This is a genomic window from Enterovibrio litoreus (genome assembly GCF_045679545.1).
Classification (GTDB): Bacteria; Pseudomonadota; Gammaproteobacteria; order Enterobacterales; family Vibrionaceae; genus Enterovibrio.
The window spans coordinates 155,313-178,629 of record NZ_CP166194.1 but is presented as its reverse complement, the minus strand read 5'-3'; the positions used below and the strand labels follow the sequence as shown (position 1 = coordinate 178,629).

Below are 23,317 nucleotides of genomic sequence, written 5' to 3'. Positions count from 1 at the left end.
TGGCCTCCTTATATGTTCGCTTAATTGATGTCTGAACTAGTCTCGAGCGCACCCAAAATCGAGCAATGACTCGCATTATCATTAGCATGACCACAACAAGCATCATTGATCTTTTTCAGTGCGACGCGAATTTGAGTGAGCTCCGCAATTTTTTGGTCAATTTCATCCAGCTTCTTTTGCGTTATGCCTTTCACTTCAGCACAACTGTGCTGACTGGCTTCGAGCCGGATTTCGAGCATTTCCTGAATGTCATCTAGGGTTAGCCCCAAACGTTTCGCTTTCATAATAAAATGAACACGTGAGAGCGCATCTTCATTGTAGAGGCGGTATCCGCTCTCGTTTCTTGACGTCGGTTTTAATAGCCCGACTTTTTCGTAAAAGCGCAGCGTATCGCCGGAAACCCCAGCCTGCTTAGCAAGCTGGCCTATCTGCAACATCTTCATTTATTCACCTCCACCTATTTTTGTGACAAAACCACAAAAGCAATCGATTGCGTCTGTTATTTAGGTTAGAATGTGCGCCGAATCAATCAACGTTCTGCCGTAAATCGGGTGTTTGGCAAAGTCGCTCTCATTCAGCGATTTTCCCAAGTATCCTATCCCCACAGTTAAAGAGATGGTAGCAATGGAAAACGCTCGCCCTATTCGTCGCGCATTGATTAGCGTATCTGATAAAACTGGCATTGTTGAATTTGCCAAAACTCTCTCACAAAAAGGCGTCGATATTCTATCGACCGGCGGTACCGCTCGCCTACTGGCAGAGCAAGGTCTGAACGTCACTGAAGTGTCAGATTACACCGGTTTTCCAGAAATGATGGATGGTCGCGTTAAAACGCTGCACCCGAAAGTTCACGGTGGCATTCTTGGCCGTCGCGATACCGATGATGCCATCATGGAAAAGCATGATATTGCACCTATCGACATGGTTGTCGTCAATCTTTACCCATTTGCAGAAACTGTCGCAAAAGAAGGCTGTACGCTGGAAGATGCGGTAGAAAACATCGATATTGGTGGCCCGACAATGGTTCGCGCAGCAGCGAAGAACCACAAAGATGTTGCCATCGTGGTTAATGCGTCTGATTACGACCGCGTTTTGGCAGAAATGTCATCGAATGACGGCTCTCTAACACTGAAAACCCGTTTCGATTTGGCCATTTCTGCTTTTGAACACACGGCAGCCTATGACGGCATGATCGCCAACTACTTCGGCACCATGGTTCCTTCTTATGGTGACAATAAAGAAGGTGATGAAGCGTCGAAATTCCCGCGCACCTTCAACCAGCAGTTCATCAAAAAGCAAGATATGCGCTACGGCGAGAATAGCCACCAAGCAGCCGCTTTCTACACGGAAGCCAACCCAGAAGAAGCGTCAGTGTCTACTGCAACTCAGCTTCAAGGCAAAGCTCTGTCTTACAACAATATCGCAGACACAGATGCAGCACTTGAGTGTGTGAAAGAATTTGCTGAGCCAGCATGCGTTATCGTTAAACACGCAAACCCATGCGGCGTAGCACTGGGTGATAACCTGCTTGAAGCCTATGACCGTGCTTACAAAACTGACCCAACATCCGCATTTGGCGGCATTATCGCCTTTAACCGTGAACTGGACGCTGAAACTGCACAAGCAATTGTTGACCGTCAGTTTGTAGAAGTCATCATTGCACCAAGCGTGTCACAAGCAGCGGCTGATGTCGTAAGCACCAAGAAAAACTTGCGCTTGCTGGTATGTGGAGCTTGGAGCACACAGACCACTGGCTTTGACGTTAAGCGAGTGAATGGCGGTCTGCTGGTTCAAGATCGTGACCAAGGCATGGTGTCGTCTGGTGATTTGACGGTCGTATCAAAACGCCAACCTTCTGAAGAAGAGTTACGTGATGCCTTGTTCTGCTGGAAAGTAGCAAAATACGTGAAATCTAACGCGATTGTTTACGCCAAAGGCAACATGACCATCGGTGTGGGTGCAGGGCAAATGAGCCGCGTTTACTCAGCAAAAATTGCGGGTATTAAAGCCGCTGACGAGAACCTCGAAGTAGCAGGCAGTGTCATGGCATCTGATGCTTTCTTCCCGTTCCGCGATGGCATTGATGCAGCCGCTGAAGCAGGGATTACCTGCGTGATTCAGCCTGGCGGCTCAATGCGTGATGACGAAGTTATTGCTGCTGCCGATGAGCACGGTATGGCGATGGTATTCACTGGCATGCGCCACTTCCGTCACTAATATTTTTCAACAGCCCGGTTCTGCCGGGCTGATGTTATACAAGGATTGAAAATGGACGTATTGGTAATTGGCAACGGTGGCCGCGAGCACGCGCTTGCGTGGAAAGCGGCGCAATCAGCTCATGTAGGTACTGTGTTTGTTGCGCCCGGCAACGCTGGCACAGCATTGGAGCCAAAGCTTGAGAACGTCGCCATTGGCGTTGAAGACATTCCAGCACTCATTGCGTTTGCAAAAGAAAAAAATATCGGCCTAACCATCGTAGGTCCTGAAGGACCATTGGTGATCGGCGTGGTTGATGCGTTCCGTGCAGAAGAGTTGCCAATTTTTGGCCCAACCGCCGCGGCTGCACAACTAGAAGGTTCAAAAGCCTTCACTAAAGATTTCCTTGCTCGCCATCAGATCCCAACAGCTGAATATCAAAACTTCACTGAAATTGAGCCTGCTCTTGCCTATGTCCGTGAGAAAGGCGCTCCCATTGTGGTCAAAGCTGACGGCCTCGCAGCAGGTAAAGGTGTGATTGTTGCCATGACATTGGAAGAAGCTGAAACCGCTATCCGTGACATGCTGGCAGGTAATGCATTTGGGGAAGCGGGTCACCGCGTGGTGGTAGAAGAATTCCTCGATGGTGAGGAAGCGAGCTTCATCGTGATGGTAGACGGCAAAAACGTCCTGCCAATGGCCACCAGCCAAGATCACAAGCGTGTGGGCAACGGCGATACGGGTCCAAATACCGGCGGCATGGGCGCTTATAGTCCAGCACCCGTTGTTACTGCAGAGATCCACGATCGTGTGATGAACGACGTCATCTTCCCAACCGTGCGCGGCATGGCAGCCGAAGGCAATGATTACACGGGCTTCTTATACGCGGGCCTAATGATCATGGCCGACGGCACGCCAAAAGTGATTGAATACAACTGTCGCTTTGGTGACCCTGAAACCCAGCCAATGATGGTGCGTCTGCAATCCGATTTGGTTGAACTTTGCCAAGCCGCGATTGAGGGTAAACTTGATACCGTTGAGTCTAAATGGGACCCGCGAGCATCTATCGGTGTGGTACTGGCTGCAGGTGGCTACCCAGCGTCATACAACAAAGGTGACGTGATCTCAGGTTTGCCAACAGAAGAATTGGATGCGGCGAAAGTCTTCCATGCAGGCACTGCAGAGAAAGACGGTAGTGTGGTGACTGCGGGTGGTCGAGTTCTGTGTGCCACGGCAATGGGGGAAACCGTGTCTGAGGCACAGCAGCGTGCGTATGCACTGGCATCACAAATTAGCTGGGACGGCATGTTCCACCGTGATGACATTGGTTACCGAGCAATTGCTCGCGAGCAAAACCAATAGTCTGCAACCATCGTTCAAAACACAAAACGCGCCTTTGAGCGCGTTTTTTATACCTTGCCGTTTTAACGATACTCCGGGACAACCTATCAATCAGGCGCGAAGCATCTGTACGTTATAAATCGGGGCGCTCGATGCAATCAGCGCTATCATTGTCCAGCGCGATAATGGCATTAACCGTATTTTTTTTACGTCCAACTTTACCCACAGCGGCAATAAAGTTATTTTCTTGGTTGAGTCGCTGCACAATGAAACTTGGCACAGCAGCATCGAACGACAACGCTTTCTCTTCGTCAGTAAAGCACTCTTCCAAAATGCCTTCACTCCAGTACCCTTGAAAAAACTGATGGCCGCTTTTATTTAGCTCTCTGGCTTGACTCAGCGCCTGTTCGGCTTGCTGGTAGTAACGTACAAGGTCAGTCGTGCGCAATGGCCGCATAGCGCCATCTAGACGATTCTGTTGATACACAGCCTGACCTTCAGAGTCATAGCGGATCAGAAAAGACTGCTGCGTTAATTTTCCGTCAATTAAGACTTCGCCATCACGCTGAATTTCGCGAACAATACCCTTACGCCAGCGATATTCGGTGCTGTATTTACCGTAATCCCCCATCAACACACGTTCTGATAGCGATTCTGGAAATCCCTGGCGTTCATCCAACCAATAAATAGTGGTTGCATCACCTTGGATAGCAGCGGTTTGGGTTTGTATAGGAGGCTTGATGCTCTCTGTCGAGCTGCAGCCCGCCAAAGAAAAAATAAGAATTGAAACGAGAGGTGTTAGCGTTGAACGCATAAATATCCGCCAAAACATGAGAATGCTTTGGCGGAGTATAACTTACTTAACCGCGTCTTTAAGCGCCTTGCCCGCTACAAACGCAGGAACGTTTGCTGCAGCAATTTGGATTTCTTGGCCAGTTTGTGGGTTACGACCAGTGCGCGCTGCACGGTGATTAACTTTAAACGTACCGAAACCGATCAGTTGAACCTGGTCACCGTCTTTCAGTGCACCTTCGATGCCTGCTAGCGTTGCTTCAAGTGCTGCTTTTGCTTGTGCTTTAGACAGGTCTGCTTTCTCAGCAATCAGGTCGATCAAGTTGGTCTTGTTCATTAGGTCTTCCCTTCTTTAGGTTTTCTTGAGACAAGGCAACTCTAATTCAAAAGAAGCCCAGCTGGCAAAGGTTTGTGGCGCTACAAGTGACTGTCTGCAGAGTCTTTAACCATAAACTGAGCGCATCCTCACAAAATATTGGGTATATTCCCACTCGAACACTTGTATTTACTGCGCTAAGACCCGATCTTGGACGTTACTTTATTCCTGTTTTATTACTATTACGCTGGAAAACGATGATCCTGCTTATCATGTATGTGGCACTGTCCATTGGTGTCTCATTTATTTGTTCGGTACTCGAAGCGGTTCTTTTGAGTATTACCCCCAGTTACTTGGCCCAGATGCGACAGCAAGGTCATCCTGCTGCTTCGCGCCTGCAAGAACTTAAAGATGATATAGATCGCCCGCTCGCTTCTATCCTCACGCTCAACACCATTGCTCATACTGTGGGCGCTGCGGCGTCTGGTGCACAAGCGACCAAAGTATTTGGCGATGCATGGCTAGGTGCATTTTCTGCCTTCCTGACATTGGCCATTCTTCTGCTGTCAGAAATCGTACCAAAAACCATTGGTGCAACCTATTGGCGTCAATTAGCGCCAGGCGCTTCGAGCGTCTTGCGCTGGATGGTATGGGCACTAACGCCTATCGTATGGGCATCCGAGCAACTCACGCGTCGCCTCTCGCGCGGTAAAGAGCAACCGAAACTACGTGATGAGATCTCTGCGATGGCTTTATTAGCAAAAGAGAGTGGCGAACTGGAGGATGACGAGTCCACCATGCTGACTAACTTGCTTAGCCTTCGCGAAGTGCCAATCACCAAATTAATGACACCGCGACCAGTACTGTTTCGCGTCGATGCAAAAATGACGATCGAAGAGTTTTTGCGAGAACATCATGATACGCCGTTCTCGCGCCCACTGGTCTATGTTGAGCAGCGCGATAACATCATGGGCTTTGTGCACCGTTTGGAACTGTTCTCAGCCAACCAGCATGGCAAAGGAAAGCAACCACTGGGGAGCTTAATGCGCCCTATTCTTGTGTTGCATAATTCAACACATGTACCAAAGGCCTTTGATCGCTTGATGGCACAGCGTTCACAGCTGGCAATGATTGTTGATGAGTACGGTGACGTGCAAGGCATTATCACTCTTGAAGATATCTTTGAGCACCTTGTGGGCAAAGATATTGTCGATGAAGCAGACACCGCCACCAATATGCAAGAGCTCGCTCATGAGCGCTGGGCAGATTGGAAAGAAACGCATGGTGTGATTGAGAGTAAAGATGACGATGCAGAAGACGAGAAAAGAGCGGCTGCATCTAGCAATGTAAGCGCTGATGCTGAGCGCGATAACAATACGGATCAGTTATCAACGGCAGACACTGAAACAAATAAAGAAGGCAAAAAGCCATCTCAATAAAGAATCGCAGTGGCAGTATCAACACCAAATAAAAAAACGGGCCGCGGCCCGTTTTTTTGTTTCAGTTACAGTGACAATCCGAGGTTGCTGACACCGTCTTCACGAATTTCATTTCGAATTCCGCGGATCATCTCAACATCACGCTCTTCGGCTTCTTTTAATGCACGGAAAATGGCCCACTGCACATCCCATTCATCACATACTGACTCAATTTCTTTTTGGTTGGCATTGGTCACTTCAACACCCGTTTGCGCTTCTTCCAATTGCGCAACACCGGACACCGACAACTGGCTCACTTTGAGCACGGATTCCAGCATCAAATCGCGATCGAGCAAAGTATGGATCAAGGTCGACATAGCAACACAGACATCGATCGCAGGGTAAGTCAGATAAATGTCATGTTCATCCATGCTCGGGATCAGCTCTTCCAGTTTTTCAAGCTGGTTTTCGAAGTTTATCTTGGCCGCTTTTACGGTCAGGACTTCCCACACTGCATCCAGCAAGCTACGAAAAGCCTGCGGTTCTGCAAAGTTCGTTTGCTGGCAAAACACCGCATAGTTGGGATACATGCGCTCCACCAGCGCCGCCATAAAAGTGATATGCTGCCAAGGTTCGAGTTTTTCGAGTCGCAGCTGGATCGGATTCTGTAACATGGTCTGCCGTCTACTTATGGCACAGCATGAGCTGGCCGAAAAGGAATGTGGGCTAAGTTTACTTTATATACCCAAGTAGAAAAAGGAACAGATTTGAACCAACTTTACCTCTGCTCTGAATACCAGACGCTTTATCTCTCTTTGATCGAGCAAGCCAATCTGCCCGAACTGACAATTACATCAAGAATAGAAGACGCTAACCTTGTGTTGGCAGACCCGCCGAAATTCGCCAAACACATAGAAAAAGCGGAGAATCTCGCGTGGCTGCAATCCACCTATGCAGGCTGCGATGCGTTATTAGCGCAAGATAAACGCGATTATCTGCTAACCAATGTGCGGGGGATATTTGGCCCGCTGATGTCGGAATATGTGTTTGGGCAGCTATTCACGCTTACCCGCCACCTTGCACACTATCGCGATGCACAATCAAAAAAGCAGTGGTCTGTGCTGCCCTATGAAAGTCTCATCAACAAAAAACTGGTGATTCTAGGTACAGGCTCAATTGGTGCGCACGTGGCAGGCACCGCCAAACACTTTGGTATGAAGGTCACGGGGATCAGTCGAAGCGGTCAAACCACAGCCCCTTTTGACACCGTGTTTACAACAAGTCAGTTATCTGTGGCGTTATCAGATGCAGACGTCATCGTTTCTACCCTACCTTCAACGTCTGAGACCCAAGGGCTGCTCAATCAGCACACTCTATCTGCTTGCAACAAAGCAATTTTATTCAATGTGGGTCGCGGGTCAGTGCTTGACGAAAACGCCCTGCTTGTCGCACTTGAAAAAGGACATATTCGCCACGCCGTGTTAGATGTTTTCGCCAGCGAACCACTAGATGAAAACCATCCATTTTGGGCACACCCAGCAGTAACAATCACGCCGCACATTTCTGCCGTGAGTTTTCCTGAGCAGGTATTCGCCATTTTTACCGAGAACTACAGGCGATGGCATGAAGGGAATTCGCTTCAGTACGCAGTCGACTTCGATTTGGGGTATTGATGAAAGAGATAGCACTAAACTCGCTTCTCAGTGACGTAGCGAAATGCCGTTTATGTGTCGATCATTTACCTTTAGGCCCACGCCCGGTAGTGCAAGCTGCGCCGTCAGCGAAACTGCTCATTATCGGACAAGCGCCGGGGACACGTGTCCACGAAACCGGTATTCCTTGGAATGACCCGAGCGGCGACCGCTTACGCGAATGGCTACAAATCGACAAAACACAATTCTACGACCCTGACCAAATCGCCATTATGCCAATGGGCTTTTGTTACCCAGGCAGGGGAAAGTCCGGCGATCTGCCACCAAGGCCAGAGTGCGCCCCAACATGGCATCAAGCCATTAAACAACACTTACCCGACGTCACGCTAACCTTACTCATTGGCGATTATGCCCAGCGTCACTACCTAAACAACAAGCCTCGAACCTTGACCCAAACTGTGCAAGCAAACGCCCGCTGGGCACCTGATTTCATTGCGTTACCTCACCCTTCGCCACGCAATAATTTGTGGTTAAAAAAGAACCCTTGGTTTGAGCAAGAAACATTGCCCCAGCTTCGCATACGTATCGATCAGCTTTTTTAGCTCCGTTCAGCTTTTTGCTGAACGTAAATCAAAAAAAACAATCAGCACAAACATAAGCAACTGAAAAATAGTTAATTTATAGTCGCGTGCAGCTTTTTCAGCAATTTCCCTGACAAACCCTGTACGAGAAAAATAGAAAAAAACCTCATTCACACGCACATTTCAGCCACCACGTTCAGCTTTTCGCTACGTTTTCATCTTTTTGGTAATCAAGATCCCAACCAATGCGAGAAAAAATCATAACACATTGAAAAAAATGGAGATTAATGAGATGTGCAGCTTTTCGAGGAATTTCTCCAATGAGCTTCAACACACGCTAACGAAAGAGTCATACTCCTCGTAGAGAGAAAAAAAATGGCCAGCAACTGCTGACCATTTTTCAAAACGGGTTAATCTGTGGCTAGGCGCTTATTGATGGTAAGGCTTTGACAGTTCATGCACCGCTTCCACGAATACACCTGCATTCTCAGGCGGCACATCCAGATGGATACCATGACCTAAGTTAAACACGTGTCCAGTGTTACCCCCACCAAACCCTTCAAGAATAGTGCTGACTTCTTGGCGAATACGCTCTGGTGATGCATAAAGCATAGATGGGTCCATATTGCCTTGCAGTGCCACTTTGTCACCGATGCGACGTTTGGCTTCTGCAATATCAATGGTCCAATCCAGCCCCACACCATCACAACCTGTTGAGGCAATTTTCTCCAGCCACATACCACCATTTTTGGTAAACAGGGTGACAGGGACGCGACGACCATCGTTTTCACGGATCAAACCATCAACGATTTTGTGCATGTACTGCAGCGAGAAATCATTGTAATCACGCGGCGTCAATACACCGCCCCAAGTATCAAATACCATCACAGATTGCGCACCCGCTTTGATCTGCGCATTGAGGTACTCAATCACGCTATCTGCGAGTTTATCTAGCAACAAGTGCAGCGTTTGAGGATCGGCATACATCATCTTTTTAATTTTGGTGAAGGCTTTAGAGCTACCACCTTCAACCATGTAAGTGGCTAGCGTCCAAGGGCTACCAGAGAAACCAATCAGTGGCACACTGCCTTCCAGACCTTTGCGAATGGTGCGAACGGCGTTCATCACATATTGCAGTTCGCCTTCAGGATCTGGCAGGCCAATCTTTTCAACATCGGCTTTACAGGTAATTGGGCGCTCAAACTTAGGACCTTCACCCGTCTCAAAGTACAAACCTAAGCCCATTGCATCAGGGATAGTGAGAATGTCTGAGAACAAAATCGCTGCATCTAAGTTATAGCGGCGCAGCGGTTGTAATGTGACTTCACACGCCAATTCCGCGTTTTTACACAATGACATAAAGTCGCCCGCTTCCGCGCGCGTCGCCTTGTATTCAGGCAAGTAACGGCCAGCCTGACGCATCATCCATACCGGCGTGTAATCGACCGGTTCTTTCAACAGAGCGCGCAAATAGCGATCATTCTTTAGTTCTGTCATTGTTCACATCCTGGAAGTTGAGTGACGCTATTGTATCACCCTCTCGGAGCAACAAAAGCCGCCCTTTGTGGAGGCGATCATAAATATCATCTCCAAGGATGCAGGATGTTTGCCGAAGGTTTAATCACATGTTAAAAATTTGCTCCTAATAACAAAATGTCTGATAGACACTACCCATAAATATCGCATCTTACTCCCGCCTCCCTACGGCGGGTTTTTTTTGCCCAATTTATTCTTATTCAGTGTCATAGCGACGCTTAATACCCGCTTTTTTAATGCGTCGATGCACGGTAGATCGGTCAACGCCCAGCGCTTTTGCTGCCTGAGAAATATTCCACTCACAAGCTTCCAACACTTTTAAGGTTTCATCCACTGAATGGATATCCGAGCATTTAGATGACCTTTTGCGTGCATCCACCAGCTGCTCAGGGAGATGCTCTAGCATGAGTTCATCGCCATCACAAAATGCCAACGCAAACTGAAGTATGTTTTCCAACTCTCGAATATTGCCCGGCCAATCGTAACGCTCCAACAATAGGCCTGCAGCATTGGATACACGAACAGGACGGCAGGCAATCTTCTTCAGTAACGTTTCCGTCAACCACAATATGTCGTTGCGATCTCTCAATGGAGGAAGCGCTAATGTCGCTCCGGTAATTCGGTAATACAAATCTTCGCGAAAGCTGCCATTTTTCACGAGATCAGGCAGCGCTTTGTGGGTCGCAGCCAACACCCTGAAAGACACGGGCACTGTTTTGGTCGCACCAAGCGGTAACAGCTCTCTTTCAGCCAGTACCCGCAACAACCTTGCTTGCAATGAAAGCGGCATATCACCGATTTCATCCAAAAACAGGGTGCCATTGTTGGCTTGCTCGATTAACCCTTTTTTGCCTTTGCTTCTGGCGCCAGTGAACGCGCCATCAGCATAGCCAAACAGTTCACTCTCTATCAAACTTTCGGGGATAGCCGCACAGTTGATGGCAACAAAAGGCCCATTTTTACGCGACGAACTTTGATGAATAGCTTTCGCCAAATACTCCTTACCTGTACCTGTCTCACCGTTAAGCAACAAAGGCAAATCCGATAGTGAAAGCGTGGTCGCTTTGGTCGCCAGATCTGCCATCTTGGCATCATCACCATAAAGTACGGACAAGCTCCCGCTGACCACCTTTTTACGCCGTTTCACTGACGAAGGCTGAGGTGCTATCGCGTGGGCAAACCAAAGCTCTCCACTGGTTGTCGCGACCAGTCTCTCTTCTGTTGGCAGTGCGCGGCTCAGTGCGGGAAGCTCATTGATATCGATATTGAAGAAATCTGAGAAAAAATGGCCTAGCAACGAAGAAGGGGTTCGCCAATCGCTCCCCTGAATACCGGACAACAGCCGCTGGGCGCTGTGGGTCATACCGATAATGCGGCCATCTGTGTCCACGGCCAATGCACATTCCGGATCCACATCCAAAAATGCGGGCGACTGGCTAAGGCGGATGAGCCACTCTTTACGAAACGCATTCATCAGCGCCGCCATTTCGATACGGCGGGTACATGAGGTGACCAGTTGTAAGGTCAATGCCTGACTGGCTTTGGGTTCGGGGCTTTGCAGGGCAGAGATATCGAGCACGGCAGCGAGCGAACCATCAACATCATAGATAGGCGCGGCAGTACAAGTTAGCGGTGCATGTGTGGCGTCGAAATGATCCGATTGATGCACCGTCAGGGCTTCCCCCGTATAGATACAGGAGCCAACACCACTGGTGCCAGCCCTTTCTTCAGACCACTCGGCACCAAGATACAGGCCGGATTTTTTTAGCTCCCACGTCAAAGACGTATCACCCTGAAAATCCACAGTGACGCCTTCGGCGTCCGTCAGCATCAGCACATAACCAAGATCAGCAACCTGACGATAGAGCGCATCCAGGCCATATTTAGCAGTGCGGATAAGTTTATCCAACCTCTCTCTGTGCTCTTTGAGCTGGGTGTGAGGCACAATATAGGCCTCCTGCAACACTAAAGGATCGAGGTGATAATCAGCAATACATCGCGCCCAAGATTGGGTGATAACCTTGTCTCGAGTGCTGCCCTTTCCATCCGCGACACTTTGCACTTCCCGAATATGTTGGTTGATACGTGTTGTTCCGGCCATATGCTACTGCTCCCTGCTTATTGGTAGTATGAGTCCGCAATGGAACCAATACCTAATCAGCAAGGCCAATCCTATCAGCCCATCTCACCATTGAGGCATCATTAATCGCCTCGTGACAACGCCAAGCGCGCAATGCCACACCTGTGGCGCTGCAATACCCCTCAATATCTCGAACCCACTTAAAACGTAATGCTATCAAACAGATAAGAATCACCAAGATTGGCTTAGCCCTTGCAGTTTCTGTTTCGACTCCCAATCCTCGGAGTGATGACAAAAGGAGAACAATCATGACATTGCAAAATAAAGTGGCGCTAGTGACAGGTGCGGGAAGGGGCATAGGAAAAGGCATAGCCACGGCACTAGCCAAAGAAGGCTGTCACATCGCATTGGCTGATATCAACATTGATGATGCTGAAAAAAGCGCACAGGAAATCGCGGCGCTGGGCGTAAAAACAATCGCTATTCAGGCCGATATCTCACGTAACGCGGACGTTGAAAGCATGGTCAATCGAGTTGTTGAACACTTTGGGCAACTCGATATTGCCGTCAACAACGCGGGCGTGATCAGCATTAAGTCGGTCGGCGAATTAACAGAAGAAGATTGGGATACGGTGAACAATGTTAATGCCAAAGGCGTTTTTCTTTGCTGCAAAGCAGAAATGAACGCCATGAAAATGAAAGGTAGTGGACGCATTATCAATATTGCTTCGATTGCAGGTAAAGAGGGCTTCCCCGATCTGGCTCACTATTGCGCGTCGAAATTCGCCGTGGTTGGTTTTACTAACTCTTTGGCAAAAGAGCTACAAAGAAGCGGGATCACCGTCAATGCTATTTGCCCAGGTATAGTGCCAACCGCCATGTGGTATGGACCTGATGGTCTGGCAGAGCGATGGAAACTGGAAGGTGAAACCATGGAAGCATCATGGCAACGCCATCAGGATCTACTCATTCCTCAAGGCGTTGGCCAGACCCCTGAGGACATGGGACAACTCGCCATTTACTTGGCTAATGCAGAGCATGTCACCGGTCAGGCTATCAATGTCGATGGCGGTTTCACGTTCCACTAGCGCGTTCGTGTGGCGGGGCTACTGCCTTGCCACACCTGTTGCGCTGACGCCACACCCATCAAAACAAATGAAAACATGAAACCTATTGATTTAACGAACTAAAAATAAAAATCCTCAATTGGCATGCATCTTGTTACTTCCTCTGTCACCTAATCAAAAATTGCGAGGCATTGCGAGGCATGGATGCGAAGTCAGTGACCGTTGGCATTATTGCCAATCCCATCTCCGCCAGAGATATCCGTCGAGTCATCGCCAGAGGCGCGAACCTGCAGCTGACGGATAGAGCCAATATGGTTTTGCGCATTCTTTCGGGATTAGCCCAAGGAGGCGTTAACCATGTGTTGATGATGCCCGAGCGTGCTGGCTTGCAAATTCACATCCAACGAGGGCTGCATCAAATCGCGCTGGAAGGGATGAAAATGCCCACCGTAGAGTGGATCAATATGCCTGTCGCTTCAAACGCGCAAGATACCGTCACTGCAGCACGAAAAATGCGGGCTGAAGACGTCTCTGCCATTGTGGTGCTGGGAGGTGACGGTACACATCGCCTGGTGGTGAAAGAGTGCGGGAATATTCCTATTTCGGGTGTGTCCAGTGGCACCAATAACGCGTTCCCTCCCCTGACAGAGCCTACCATCACAGGTTTAGCCACAGGGCTTGCAGTATCCGGACGTATTCCTCCGTTACACGCATTTCAAGCCAACAAGTTATTGGAAGTGACAGTTAATGAAAAACGGGATATTGCCTTGGTGGACGTGGCCATTGTCACTGAACGTTATATCGGTGCACGTGCCGTGTGGCGGCCACAAAGTCTAAAAGAGCTGTTTGTGACTTTTGGCGACCCGTCTCTGATTGGCCTTTCTTCCATTGCCGGTCTGATCCAGCCACTACCTCGGCATACCCCTTATGGCCTGCACATCCGTTTCGGCGATACAGACAACGCGGTGTTTGCCGTGAATGCACCTCTTGCGCCCGGCTTGATGACGCCGGTCAACATCCGAGACTTTGAATATATCGAACCCGATAGGATGCTCACCCCCACCACCCAACAGGGTTCGTTTGCCCTAGACGGTGAAAGAGAACTGCCTTTTGGTGAAAAAGACACGGTTTCTATCACCCTCAAACACGACGCTTTTAACACGGTAGATGTGCCACGCAGTATGACCTATGCCGCTGAGCATGGCTTATTGCGCCAGGCTACTGCCGCCCAATAATGACAACCTCAAGGAGAAGATCATGAGTGACAATCCCTTTCCACTCTCTCGTGAAAAATTGCTGGACGCATACCGCATGATGAAAACTATTCGGGATTTCGAGGAGCGCTTACACGTCGATTTTTCGCGTGGTGATATACCAGGTTTTGTTCACCTCTATGCGGGTGAAGAAGCCACCGCTGTCGGCATCATGATGCACCTAAACGATAACGATCGAATCGCTTCTACTCACCGTGGGCACGGCCACTGTATCGCCAAAGGTGTGGATGTTCACGCCATGATGGCCGAGATCTATGGCAAAGAAACGGGCGCCTGTCGAGGTAAAGGCGGCTCCATGCATATTGCCGACCTCTCCAAAGGAATGATGGGGGCCAACGGTATTTTAGGCGCTGGTTCCCCACTGATTTGTGGCGCGGCGCTGGCCGCCAAACAACTCGGGAACGGTGGCGTGGGTATCAGTTTCACCGGTGACGGTGCTTCTAATCAAGGAACCTTTCTCGAAAGCTTAAACCTTGCAGCAGTGTGGGATTTACCGACGGTTTTCGTGGTGGAAAACAACGGCTATGCGGAATCCACCTCGGTGGACTGGGCGGTGGCCTCAGATTCTTACGTTGACCGTGCGACCGGTTTTGGTCTCCCAGGTGTCACTGTGGATGGTACGGACTTCTTTGCCGTGTATGAAGCCGCTGGTGAAGTGATTAAGCGAGCGCGTAACGATGGTGGTCCATCATTGCTGGAATGTAAGACAGTTCGCATTTTTGGTCACTTTGAAGGTGATGCGCAAACCTATCGCGCCAATGGTGAGGTGGAAGATATTCGAGCCAATCAATGCTGCCTCAAAATTTTCCGTCAACGGGTGGAAGAAGCAGAAATCATCAACGCCGATGAATTCAATGCCATCGACAAAGAGATTGCCGCACTGATTGAGGATGCCGCACGCGCAGCCATCGATGCCCCACAACCTGCCGCATCTGCCTTGCATTCAGATGTTTACGTTAGCTATTGAGACCAACAAGGAGAGTTACTATGGCCAGAACGCTATCCATTAAAGATGCCATCAATGAAGCCATCGATCAGGAAATGAGCCGCGACCCCACCGTTATCATGATGGGTGAAGACATTGTTGGCGGAGCAGGTGCACCCGGCGAAGATGACGCTTGGGGCGGCGTATTGGGTGTCACTAAAGGGCTTTATGCCAAACACCCCAATCAAATGATAGACACTCCCCTGTCAGAAAGTGCCTATGTGGGCGCGGCCGTTGGCGCGGCAACTTGCGGACTCAGACCCATTGCCGAACTGATGTTTATCGACTTTATGGGAGTCTGCTTCGATCAGATTTTCAATCAAGCCGCCAAGTTCCGCTATATGTTTGGCGGCAAGGCCGAAACGCCAGTGGTGATCCGCGCCATGTGTGGTGCCGGCTTTAGAGCAGCGGCACAGCACAGCCAAATGCTAACACCACTATTCACTCATATTCCAGGGCTGAAAGTGGTGTGTCCGTCGAACGCCTATGACGCCAAAGGGCTGCTTATCCAGTCTATCCGCGACAATGACCCCGTGATTTTCTTGGAGCACAAAAACCTCTATGCCACGGAGTGTGATGTGCCAGAAGCGCCATACGCCATTCCTTTTGGTGAAGCCAATATTCTGCGCGAAGGGACAGACATCACTTTGGTGTCTTACGGCCTGACGGTCAACCGTGCGCTAGATGCGGCAAAAGTCCTCGCAAAATCTGGCATTCAATGCGAAGTGATTGACCTACGGACTCTTTCACCGCTCGACATCGATACCGTATTGGAAAGCGTAGAAGCAACCGGGCGCTTGGTCTGTATTGACGAAGCCAGCCCGCGCTGCTCCATCGCATCGGACGTTTCATCACAAGTGGCGGAGCGTGCGTTTAGCGCGCTGAAAGGCCCGATTGCCATGGTCACGCCACCTCACACACCAGTACCTTTCTCTCCAACACTTGAAGATGCCTATGTGCCTTCCGTCGAGGACATCTGCGATGCCGTGAATCGAACCATGGGAGCCAATTCATGAGAGAGAAAATCATACCTGTGGTGATGCCAAAGTGGGGGCTTTCCATGAAAGAAGGCACTCTCACGCAATGGCATGTTGAGGAAGGAGACACCATTCGAGTGGCGCAAGTGATCATGGATGTAGAGACGGATAAAATTGCCAGTGAAGTGGAAGCTCCAGATGCAGGGCTATTGAGGCGTAAAGTCGGCAAAGAAGGTGATGTCTATTCCGTGCAGGCGCTGCTCGGCATACTCGCCCCGCTTGAAGTCACTGACGAAGAAATAGATACCTTTATCGCAGCCTTTGTTCAACCTACCAATGACGACGATACGGATGACGAGGTGGCCTCAGCCTACGCCTTTATGGAGACCGATCATGGCCGTATTCGCTATAGCCATATCAATGCAGATGCATCAGGTACGCCATATGTTCTGATTCATGGTTTTGGTGGCGATTTGGACAACTGGCTATTTAATCTCGATGCGTTAGCCGAGCAAGGTCCGGTGTTGGCCATCGACCTACCCTCTCATGGTCAGTCACAGATTAATACGGATATTGGCTTTGATGATCTTTGGAAAACCGTTGCGGTGGCAATGGACAAGCTCAACCTGGGCGCGGCACATTTGGTTGGTCACTCGATGGGAGGGCTCATCTGCACTGAGATCGCCAAGCAACACCCAGACAAGGTGAAGTCACTGAGTTTGATTAGCAGTGCAGGTCTAGGAGAAGTCATTAACAATGACTACATCTGCGGCTTCATTGACGCTGAAAGCCGTAAGAATCTGAAGCCAGTCCTGCAGCTTCTTTTTGCTGACAGCGGATTAGTTACGCGGAGCCTTGTCGATGACGTGCTGAAATACAAGCGATTAGATGGCGTGACACAAGCACTATCAAGCTTGGCTAACCAGCTGTTTCCCGACGGCAAACAGAGAAATCGTATTCCCTCACCAATTGCCCCTCCCACGTTAGTGATATGGGGTGAACAAGACACGGTTATCCCTGCGTCTCACGCCCATACACTGCCTAATGCTGAATGCTGTATCCTGTCGCAGGCTGGACACATGGTGCAAATGGAAAAGGCAAATGAGGTCAATGCGATGATCTTGGCGCACACTCAAGCGGTCAACTAAACCAAAAGGGATGCACCCGCATCCCTTTTTTCTCATCAACTCGCTGACTCATGCAGAGATCACACGCGCTTTTCTTTCTCATGTTGTATTTGAGCAGCCTCAATTAAACGACGCGCAATCGTGCCTTCAGGTGCCACCAGCGGCAACTCGTTGACATCAAACCAACGTGCATCGGTCAATTCTTCGTAATCAGGATTGAGCTCACCAGAGACGTAATCTGCGATAAAGCCCATCATTAGATTCGAAGGGAACGCCCAAGGTTGGCTATCAAAGTAGCGAATGTTCGCCACCACTATACCGGTTTCCTCTTTGACTTCGCGTGCCACACATTGCTCTAGCGTTTCACCGGCTTCAACAAACCCCGCTATCACTGTGTACATGCCATTTCTGTGCCGACGATGATGTGCTAGCAAAATGTCACCTCCACGCCTGACAGCAACAATCACACAGGGGGATATTCTCGGATAATGTACCGTATGGCACTGATCACAGACCATGGCAGGGTGCGCGGCATCAAAGGAATTCATACCTCCACACTGACAACAATACCGCTGAGACTGACGCATGTAATCCAGCTGTATGGCTCGGCCGGCCAAATTGAACAACGTGGGGCTAAGATGCAGTTGGCTACGTAGGCTATCAAACTCTTCTGTGGAAAAAGCTTGAGAATCATAGCTATAACAAACGCTTTTTCCGTCGAACTCGCCTATGGCATAGCTAGATACGCCCATTTCCTCAAGTTGAGAGGCATGGATTAGAGGCAAGCTGTGATCGGGCAACCATAACTTTCCGTCGTTTGCGCAACACAAGTACACAAGATCTTTTTGATTAGACATAACGCAGTTTCGACCCTTGCTAACCGTGACAATTTGGGGCACTCTAAATTTAATTACCTGATGTTAGTAAATTGAAGGCCAGAATGATATGGCTCTAATCCTATAAAGGCGCTCAGGGGCGCTGATCATGAGGAACGTGGTCGTGCTAAACAAACTCGAAAAAGCTCAGCAACAGTGGGGTGGATACAGCGATGTCATCGACTACTGGTTAACACTGAGACAAGAACTGCTCGTTGAATATTCAAAAGTTGCTGGGTTATCTGGCAGCAATAAGAATTGCCTTCCGACGGAAGAAGCATTGAACCGCTTCTGTGAAGCACTGGTGGATTATATCTCTGCTGGACACTTCAAAATATATGACATGGTCATGAGTCGTTGGCAATCGACGGGATTCTCCAGTAATTCTGAAATCGACACGCTTTACTCGCGCATTGTCGAAACGACGGAGCCATTGTTAACGTTTAACGATAAGTACAGCGCATTTGTGTTGGATGAAGATAATTTTGCTCGCTTTGATAACGATATTTCTCGTGTCGGTGAAATTATGGAGTTGCGCTTCGAACAAGAAGACATGCTTATCCAATTGATTGCGGATAGCCTTTCTATTCCGCCTGGCGCCTAAGCTAGCTCAGACGACGGACCCCTTTTCGGTTGTTGGCGATCACCAACAACCGATAGTTTTTTTCACGCTTCTTCGCTTCTTCGCTTCTTCGCTTCTTCGCTTCTTCGCTTCTTCGCTTCTTCGCTTCTTCGCTTCTTCGCTTCTTCGCTTCTTCGCTTCTTCGCTTCTTCGCTTCTTCGCAAAAAAGTATCCAATACAATTATCTTTAGGCAATAAAAAAGGCACCCCTAAGGATGCCTTTTCAAGTTTAAGTCAGAGACTTAAAGGTCGTCGTTTAGACCAGCGTTTAGCAGTGCTGCTAGATCCTGAGATGCTTGTTCAGCATCCATTTGCGGAGCAACAGGCGATTCTACAACTTGACGACGTGCTTGACGCGTCTTGTGGTAGGCAAAACCTGTACCTGCAGGGATCAAGCGACCAACGATAACGTTCTCTTTCAGACCACGTAGTTCATCACGCTTACCAGATACCGCTGCTTCAGTAAGAACGCGAGTGGTTTCCTGGAACGATGCCGCAGAGATGAACGACTCGGTAGCCAGAGACGCTTTGGTAATACCAAGCAGATCACGTGTAAAGCCAACCAATTGCTTGCCTTCAGCTTCAAGCTGACGGTTTGCGATGGTCACACGAGAGAATTCTACTTGCTCGCCTTCTAAGAAGTCAGAGTCACCAGAAGTCGTGATAGTTACCTTACGCAACATCTGACGAACGATCGTCTCAATGTGCTTATCGTTAATCTTAACGCCTTGCAGACGGTAAACGTCTTGCACTTCGTTAGTGATGAACTCAGTCACCGCACGTACACCACGAAGGCGCAAGATATCGTGTGGGGCTTCTGGACCATCAGCGATTACGTCACCGATTTCGACTTTTTCACCTTCAAATACGTTCAACTGACGCCATTTAGGAATCATTTCTTCGTATGGGCTACCTTCAGTCGGGGTGATGATCAGACGACGCTTACCTTTGGTTTCTTTACCGAAGGATACCGCACCTGTAATTTCAGCCAGAATCGCAGGCTCTTTCGGCTTACGGGCTTCAAACAGGTCGGCTACGCGTGGCAGACCACCGGTGATATCTTTCGTACCGCTCGCTGCTTGCGGGATACGCGACAGGATTTCACCCACGCCAACCGTTGCACCATCTTCCAACTGGACAATTGCTTTACCAGGTAGGAAGTATTGTGCAGGCATGTCTGTGCCTGGGATCATGATGTCGTTACCAGCAGCATCGATCAACTTAACAGTTGGACGCATGTCTTTACCGGCAGATGTACGCTCAGCAGCGTCCAAAATCACCATTGAAGACAGGCCTGTCAGCTCATCAGTTTGACGCTGAACAGTCACACCATCAACCATGTCTAGGAACTGGATACGACCTTCCACTTCCGTGATGATTGGCATTGTGTGCGGATCCCAGTTTGCCACTACTTCACCAGTAGTTACTGCGTCACCGTCAGCTTTCGCCAAGATGGTACCGTAAGAAAGCTTGTAGCTTTCTTTCGTACGACCAAACTCATCAACGATAGTCAGCTCAGAAGCACGTGAAGTGATAACCAGCTTGCCTGCGTTGTTAATAACAAACTTCGCATTGTGAAGGTGCAACGAACCGTTGTTCTTCACTTGGATGCTGTTCTCAGCAGCCGCACGAGATGCTGCACCACCGATGTGGAACGTACGCATTGTCAGCTGTGTACCCGGCTCACCGATTGACTGAGCAGCGATAACGCCTACTGCTTCACCGTGGTTCACAATGTGACCACGCGCCAGATCACGACCGTAACAGTTTGCACAGCAACCGAAGTCAGTTTCACAGCTTACCACAGAGCGAACTTTCACTTGGTCGACAGAGTTTTGCTCCAAGATGTCACACCATTTCTCGTCGAGAAGGGTGTTACGAGGTGCAAGAACTTCTTCGGTACCAGGCTTAAGTACGTCTTCAGCAACAACACGACCCAGAACACGCTCACGCAGTGCTTCTTTAACGTCGCCGCCTTCGATAACTGCCATCATGTGAATACCTTCGCTGGTACCACAGTCAGTTTCAGTCACAACCACGTCTTGCGCAACGTCTACAAGACGACGCGTCAGGTAACCGGAGTTTGCCGTTTTAAGTGCTGTATCCGCCAGACCCTTACGAGCACCGTGCGTCGAGATGAAGTACTGGAGTACGTTCAGACCTTCACGGAAGTTCGCGGTGATTGGTGTTTCGATGATTGAACCATCTGGTTTCGCCATCAGACCACGCATACCCGCCAACTGACGAATCTGTGCAGCCGAACCACGAGCACCTGAATCGGCCATCATGTATACGCTGTTGAACGATTTCTGTGCTTCTTCTTCGCCATCACGGTTGATAACGGTATCAAAAGACAGGTTGTCCATCATCGCTTTAGCAACTTGTTCGTTCGCTGCAGCCCAGATATCGATAACTTTGTTATAACGTTCGCCGGCGGTTACCAGACCAGACTGGAACTGCTCCTGAATTTCAGCAACTTCAGCTTCAGCCGCTTCGATCAGGTCGTATTTAGCCTGCGGGATTACCATGTCATCGATACCAACAGATACACCAGACAGTGCCGCGTATGCGAAACCGGTGTACATGATTTGGTCAGCGAAGACGACAGTGTCTTTCAGGCCAAGCTTACGGTAACAAGTGTTCAGCAGGTTAGAGATCTGCTTTTTACCCAGTGCTTGGTTCACGATTTCGTATGGCAGGCCTTCAGGCACGATTTGCCACAACATTGCGCGACCAACAGTGGTATCAACCAACTGGATAGTCTCAGAGCGGTTACCCATCTCATCGAACAGCACTTCTTTCAAGCGTACTTTTACGCGAGCGTGCAGTTCTGCGTTGCCAGTGCGGTAAGCTTTTTCAGCTTCTGCAGGGCCTGACAGGTAAAGGCCTTCGCCTTTCGCGTTAATCTTGTCACGGGTCATGTAGTACAGACCCAATACAACGTCCTGAGAAGGAACGATGATTGGATCACCGGACGCAGGAGACAGGATGTTGTTGGTCGACATCATCAGAGCACGTGCTTCTAGCTGCGCTTCCAACGTCAACGGTACGTGTACCGCCATTTGGTCACCATCGAAGTCGGCGTTATATGCCGCACAAACGAGTGGGTGCAACTGGATCGCTTTACCTTCGATCAACACTGGCTCAAACGCTTGGATACCCAAACGGTGAAGTGTTGGTGCACGGTTCAACAGTACTGGGTGTTCACGGATAACTTCATCCAGAATATCCCAAACAACTGCTTCTTCACGCTCTACCATTTTCTTCGCAGCTTTGATGGTAGTCGCGAGACCACGTGCTTCAAGCTTGCCGTAGATGAATGGCTTGAACAGCTCAAGTGCCATCTTCTTAGGAAGACCACACTGGTGCAGACGCAAGTATGGACCTACGGTGATTACCGAACGACCAGAGTAGTCAACACGCTTACCAAGCAAGTTCTGACGGAAACGACCTTGCTTACCTTTGATCATGTCTGCCAAAGATTTCAGTGGACGCTTGTTCGAACCAGTGATGGCACGACCGCGACGACCGTTATCTAGCAGGGCATCTACTGACTCTTGCAGCATACGCTTTTCGTTACGTACGATGATGTCAGGAGCAGCCAGATCCAGTAGGCGTTTCAGACGGTTATTACGGTTGATTACACGACGGTACAGATCATTTAGATCTGATGTCGCGAAGCGACCGCCATCCAGTGGTACCAGAGGACGTAGATCCGGTGGCAGAACTGGAAGTACAGTCAGGATCATCCACTCAGGGTTGTTTCCAGACTGCAGGAATGCTTCAACAAGCTTAAGGCGCTTGGTGATTTTCTTACGCTTAGTTTCAGAGTTGGTTTCTTCCAGCTCTTCGCGCATTAGTTCAGTTTCAGCTTGCAGATCCATGTTGGCCAGCAACGCTTTAACCGCTTCGGCGCCCATACGAGCGTCGAATTCATCACCCCATTGCTCCAGCGCGTCAAGATACTGTTCTTCAGACAGCATTTGGCTGCGCTCTAGATCGGTCATGCCTGGTTCGATCACAACATATGATTCGAAGTACAGTACACGCTCGATGTCACGCAATGGCATGTCCATCAGCAAACCGATACGAGACGGTAGTGATTTCAGGAACCAGATGTGGGCAACAGGAGAAGCCAGCTCAATGTGACCCATACGCTCACGGCGTACTTTGGTCTGAGTAACTTCAACACCACATTTTTCACAGATCACACCACGGTGCTTAAGGCGCTTGTATTTACCGCAAAGACATTCGTAGTCTTTTACCGGGCCAAAGATACGTGCACAGAATAGGCCGTCACGCTCAGGCTTAAAGGTACGGTAGTTAATGGTTTCTGGCTTTTTCACTTCACCGAAAGACCATGAACGAATCATGTCTGGTGAAGCTAGACCGATTTTGATTGCATCAAATTCTTCGGTCTTATGCTGTGCTTTCAGAAACTTAAGTAAGTCTTTCACATTTGGCTCCTGTGAGGAGTT

The 23,317-nt window shown here is 49.3% G+C and carries 20 protein-coding genes; 11 read left to right on the top strand and 9 right to left on the bottom strand.

Annotation, left to right across the window (positions count from 1 at the left end; translation table 11 throughout):
* Nucleotides 1–20: 20 nt before the first annotated feature.
* On the bottom strand, nt 21–443 hold the full coding sequence (gene zntR, locus AB8599_RS00830) for a Zn(2+)-responsive transcriptional regulator (protein ID WP_407331944.1): 423 nt from the start codon (nt 441–443) through the stop codon (nt 21–23).
* Between the two features lie 181 nt (nt 444–624).
* Between zntR and purH the strand changes: the two genes are divergently transcribed.
* Complete coding sequence (gene purH, locus AB8599_RS00825) at nt 625–2,217, top strand: bifunctional phosphoribosylaminoimidazolecarboxamide formyltransferase/IMP cyclohydrolase (protein WP_407331943.1); 1,593 nt, start codon at nt 625–627, stop codon at nt 2,215–2,217.
* A gap of 51 nt (nt 2,218–2,268) precedes the next feature.
* Nucleotides 2,269–3,558, top strand: a complete 1,290-nt coding sequence (purD, locus tag AB8599_RS00820) for a phosphoribosylamine--glycine ligase (RefSeq protein WP_407331942.1) — start codon at nt 2,269–2,271, stop codon at nt 3,556–3,558.
* A 112-nt stretch (nt 3,559–3,670) separates the two neighbouring features.
* Here the strand turns inward: purD and AB8599_RS00815 are convergent, their stop codons facing one another.
* Entirely contained in the window at nt 3,671–4,351 is a 681-nt protein-coding gene (locus AB8599_RS00815) for a DUF1481 domain-containing protein (protein WP_407331941.1), read from the bottom strand.
* Between the two features lie 42 nt (nt 4,352–4,393).
* On the bottom strand, nt 4,394–4,666 hold the full coding sequence (gene hupA / locus AB8599_RS00810; protein WP_002542017.1) for a nucleoid-associated protein HU-alpha: 273 nt from the start codon (nt 4,664–4,666) through the stop codon (nt 4,394–4,396).
* Nucleotides 4,667–4,902: 236 nt separating this feature from the next.
* Between hupA and AB8599_RS00805 the strand changes: the two genes are divergently transcribed.
* A complete protein-coding gene (locus AB8599_RS00805; RefSeq protein ID WP_407331940.1) occupies nt 4,903–6,084 on the top strand; it encodes a hemolysin family protein in 1,182 nt (393 codons plus the stop codon).
* 65 nt (nt 6,085–6,149) lie between these two features.
* Here the strand turns inward: AB8599_RS00805 and AB8599_RS00800 are convergent, their stop codons facing one another.
* Nucleotides 6,150–6,737, bottom strand: a complete 588-nt coding sequence (locus tag AB8599_RS00800; RefSeq protein ID WP_407331939.1) for a YjaG family protein — start codon at nt 6,735–6,737, stop codon at nt 6,150–6,152.
* Between the two features lie 93 nt (nt 6,738–6,830).
* On the opposite strand from AB8599_RS00800, the gene AB8599_RS00795 reads away from it, so the two are divergent.
* Together AB8599_RS00795 and AB8599_RS00790 are read left to right on the top strand one after the other, a co-directional pair.
* Nucleotides 6,831–7,736 (top strand): D-2-hydroxyacid dehydrogenase, encoded by a 906-nt coding sequence (locus AB8599_RS00795; RefSeq protein WP_407331938.1) that lies wholly within the window; start codon nt 6,831–6,833, stop codon nt 7,734–7,736.
* Complete coding sequence (locus AB8599_RS00790; protein WP_407331937.1) at nt 7,736–8,317, top strand: uracil-DNA glycosylase family protein; 582 nt, start codon at nt 7,736–7,738, stop codon at nt 8,315–8,317. Before AB8599_RS00795 ends, AB8599_RS00790 begins: the two co-directional genes overlap by 1 nt.
* A 408-nt stretch (nt 8,318–8,725) precedes the next feature.
* Here the strand turns inward: AB8599_RS00790 and hemE are convergent, their stop codons facing one another.
* Nucleotides 8,726–9,793 carry a uroporphyrinogen decarboxylase gene (gene hemE, locus AB8599_RS00785; RefSeq protein WP_407331936.1) on the bottom strand — a complete coding sequence of 356 codons (1,068 nt, stop codon included), beginning with the start codon at nt 9,791–9,793 and terminating at the stop codon, nt 8,726–8,728.
* Nucleotides 9,794–10,028: 235 nt separating this feature from the next.
* The gene (locus AB8599_RS00780; protein WP_407331935.1) at nt 10,029–11,933 is read right to left on the bottom strand and encodes a sigma-54-dependent Fis family transcriptional regulator; all 1,905 of its coding nucleotides are present in this window, start codon (nt 11,931–11,933) and stop codon (nt 10,029–10,031) included.
* 287 nt (nt 11,934–12,220) lie between these two features.
* On the opposite strand from AB8599_RS00780, the gene AB8599_RS00775 reads away from it, so the two are divergent.
* The 5 genes from AB8599_RS00775 (at nt 12,221) to AB8599_RS00755 (ending at nt 17,363) form a co-directional block, all read left to right on the top strand.
* Nucleotides 12,221–13,000: an SDR family NAD(P)-dependent oxidoreductase gene (locus tag AB8599_RS00775; RefSeq protein ID WP_407331934.1), complete on the top strand. Its 780-nt coding sequence runs from the start codon at nt 12,221–12,223 to the stop codon at nt 12,998–13,000.
* A gap of 179 nt (nt 13,001–13,179) precedes the next feature.
* Nucleotides 13,180–14,214, top strand: coding sequence for an ATP-NAD kinase family protein (locus AB8599_RS00770; protein ID WP_407331933.1), 1,035 nt, complete (start codon nt 13,180–13,182; stop codon nt 14,212–14,214).
* A gap of 22 nt (nt 14,215–14,236) precedes the next feature.
* A complete protein-coding gene (locus tag AB8599_RS00765; RefSeq protein WP_407331932.1) occupies nt 14,237–15,220 on the top strand; it encodes a thiamine pyrophosphate-dependent dehydrogenase E1 component subunit alpha in 984 nt (327 codons plus the stop codon).
* Nucleotides 15,221–15,240: 20 nt separating this feature from the next.
* The gene (locus AB8599_RS00760; protein WP_407331931.1) at nt 15,241–16,254 is read left to right on the top strand and encodes an alpha-ketoacid dehydrogenase subunit beta; all 1,014 of its coding nucleotides are present in this window, start codon (nt 15,241–15,243) and stop codon (nt 16,252–16,254) included.
* Nucleotides 16,251–17,363 (top strand): acetoin dehydrogenase dihydrolipoyllysine-residue acetyltransferase subunit, encoded by a 1,113-nt coding sequence (locus AB8599_RS00755; protein ID WP_407331930.1) that lies wholly within the window; start codon nt 16,251–16,253, stop codon nt 17,361–17,363. Before AB8599_RS00760 ends, AB8599_RS00755 begins: the two co-directional genes overlap by 4 nt.
* A 59-nt stretch (nt 17,364–17,422) precedes the next feature.
* Here the strand turns inward: AB8599_RS00755 and nudC are convergent, their stop codons facing one another.
* Nucleotides 17,423–18,199 carry an NAD(+) diphosphatase gene (gene nudC, locus AB8599_RS00750; protein ID WP_407331929.1) on the bottom strand — a complete coding sequence of 259 codons (777 nt, stop codon included), beginning with the start codon at nt 18,197–18,199 and terminating at the stop codon, nt 17,423–17,425.
* A gap of 142 nt (nt 18,200–18,341) precedes the next feature.
* Here nudC and rsd point away from each other — a divergent pair, with 142 nt between their 5' ends.
* The gene (gene rsd / locus AB8599_RS00745) at nt 18,342–18,821 is read left to right on the top strand and encodes a sigma D regulator (RefSeq protein ID WP_407331928.1); all 480 of its coding nucleotides are present in this window, start codon (nt 18,342–18,344) and stop codon (nt 18,819–18,821) included.
* 62 nt (nt 18,822–18,883) lie between these two features.
* On the opposite strand, the gene AB8599_RS00740 is transcribed toward rsd, so the two are convergent.
* The gene (locus tag AB8599_RS00740; protein ID WP_407331927.1) at nt 18,884–19,015 is read right to left on the bottom strand and encodes a hypothetical protein; all 132 of its coding nucleotides are present in this window, start codon (nt 19,013–19,015) and stop codon (nt 18,884–18,886) included.
* Nucleotides 19,016–19,081: 66 nt separating this feature from the next.
* Nucleotides 19,082–23,296: a DNA-directed RNA polymerase subunit beta' gene (gene rpoC / locus AB8599_RS00735; RefSeq protein WP_407331926.1), complete on the bottom strand. Its 4,215-nt coding sequence runs from the start codon at nt 23,294–23,296 to the stop codon at nt 19,082–19,084.
* Nucleotides 23,297–23,317: the final 21 nt, after the last annotated feature.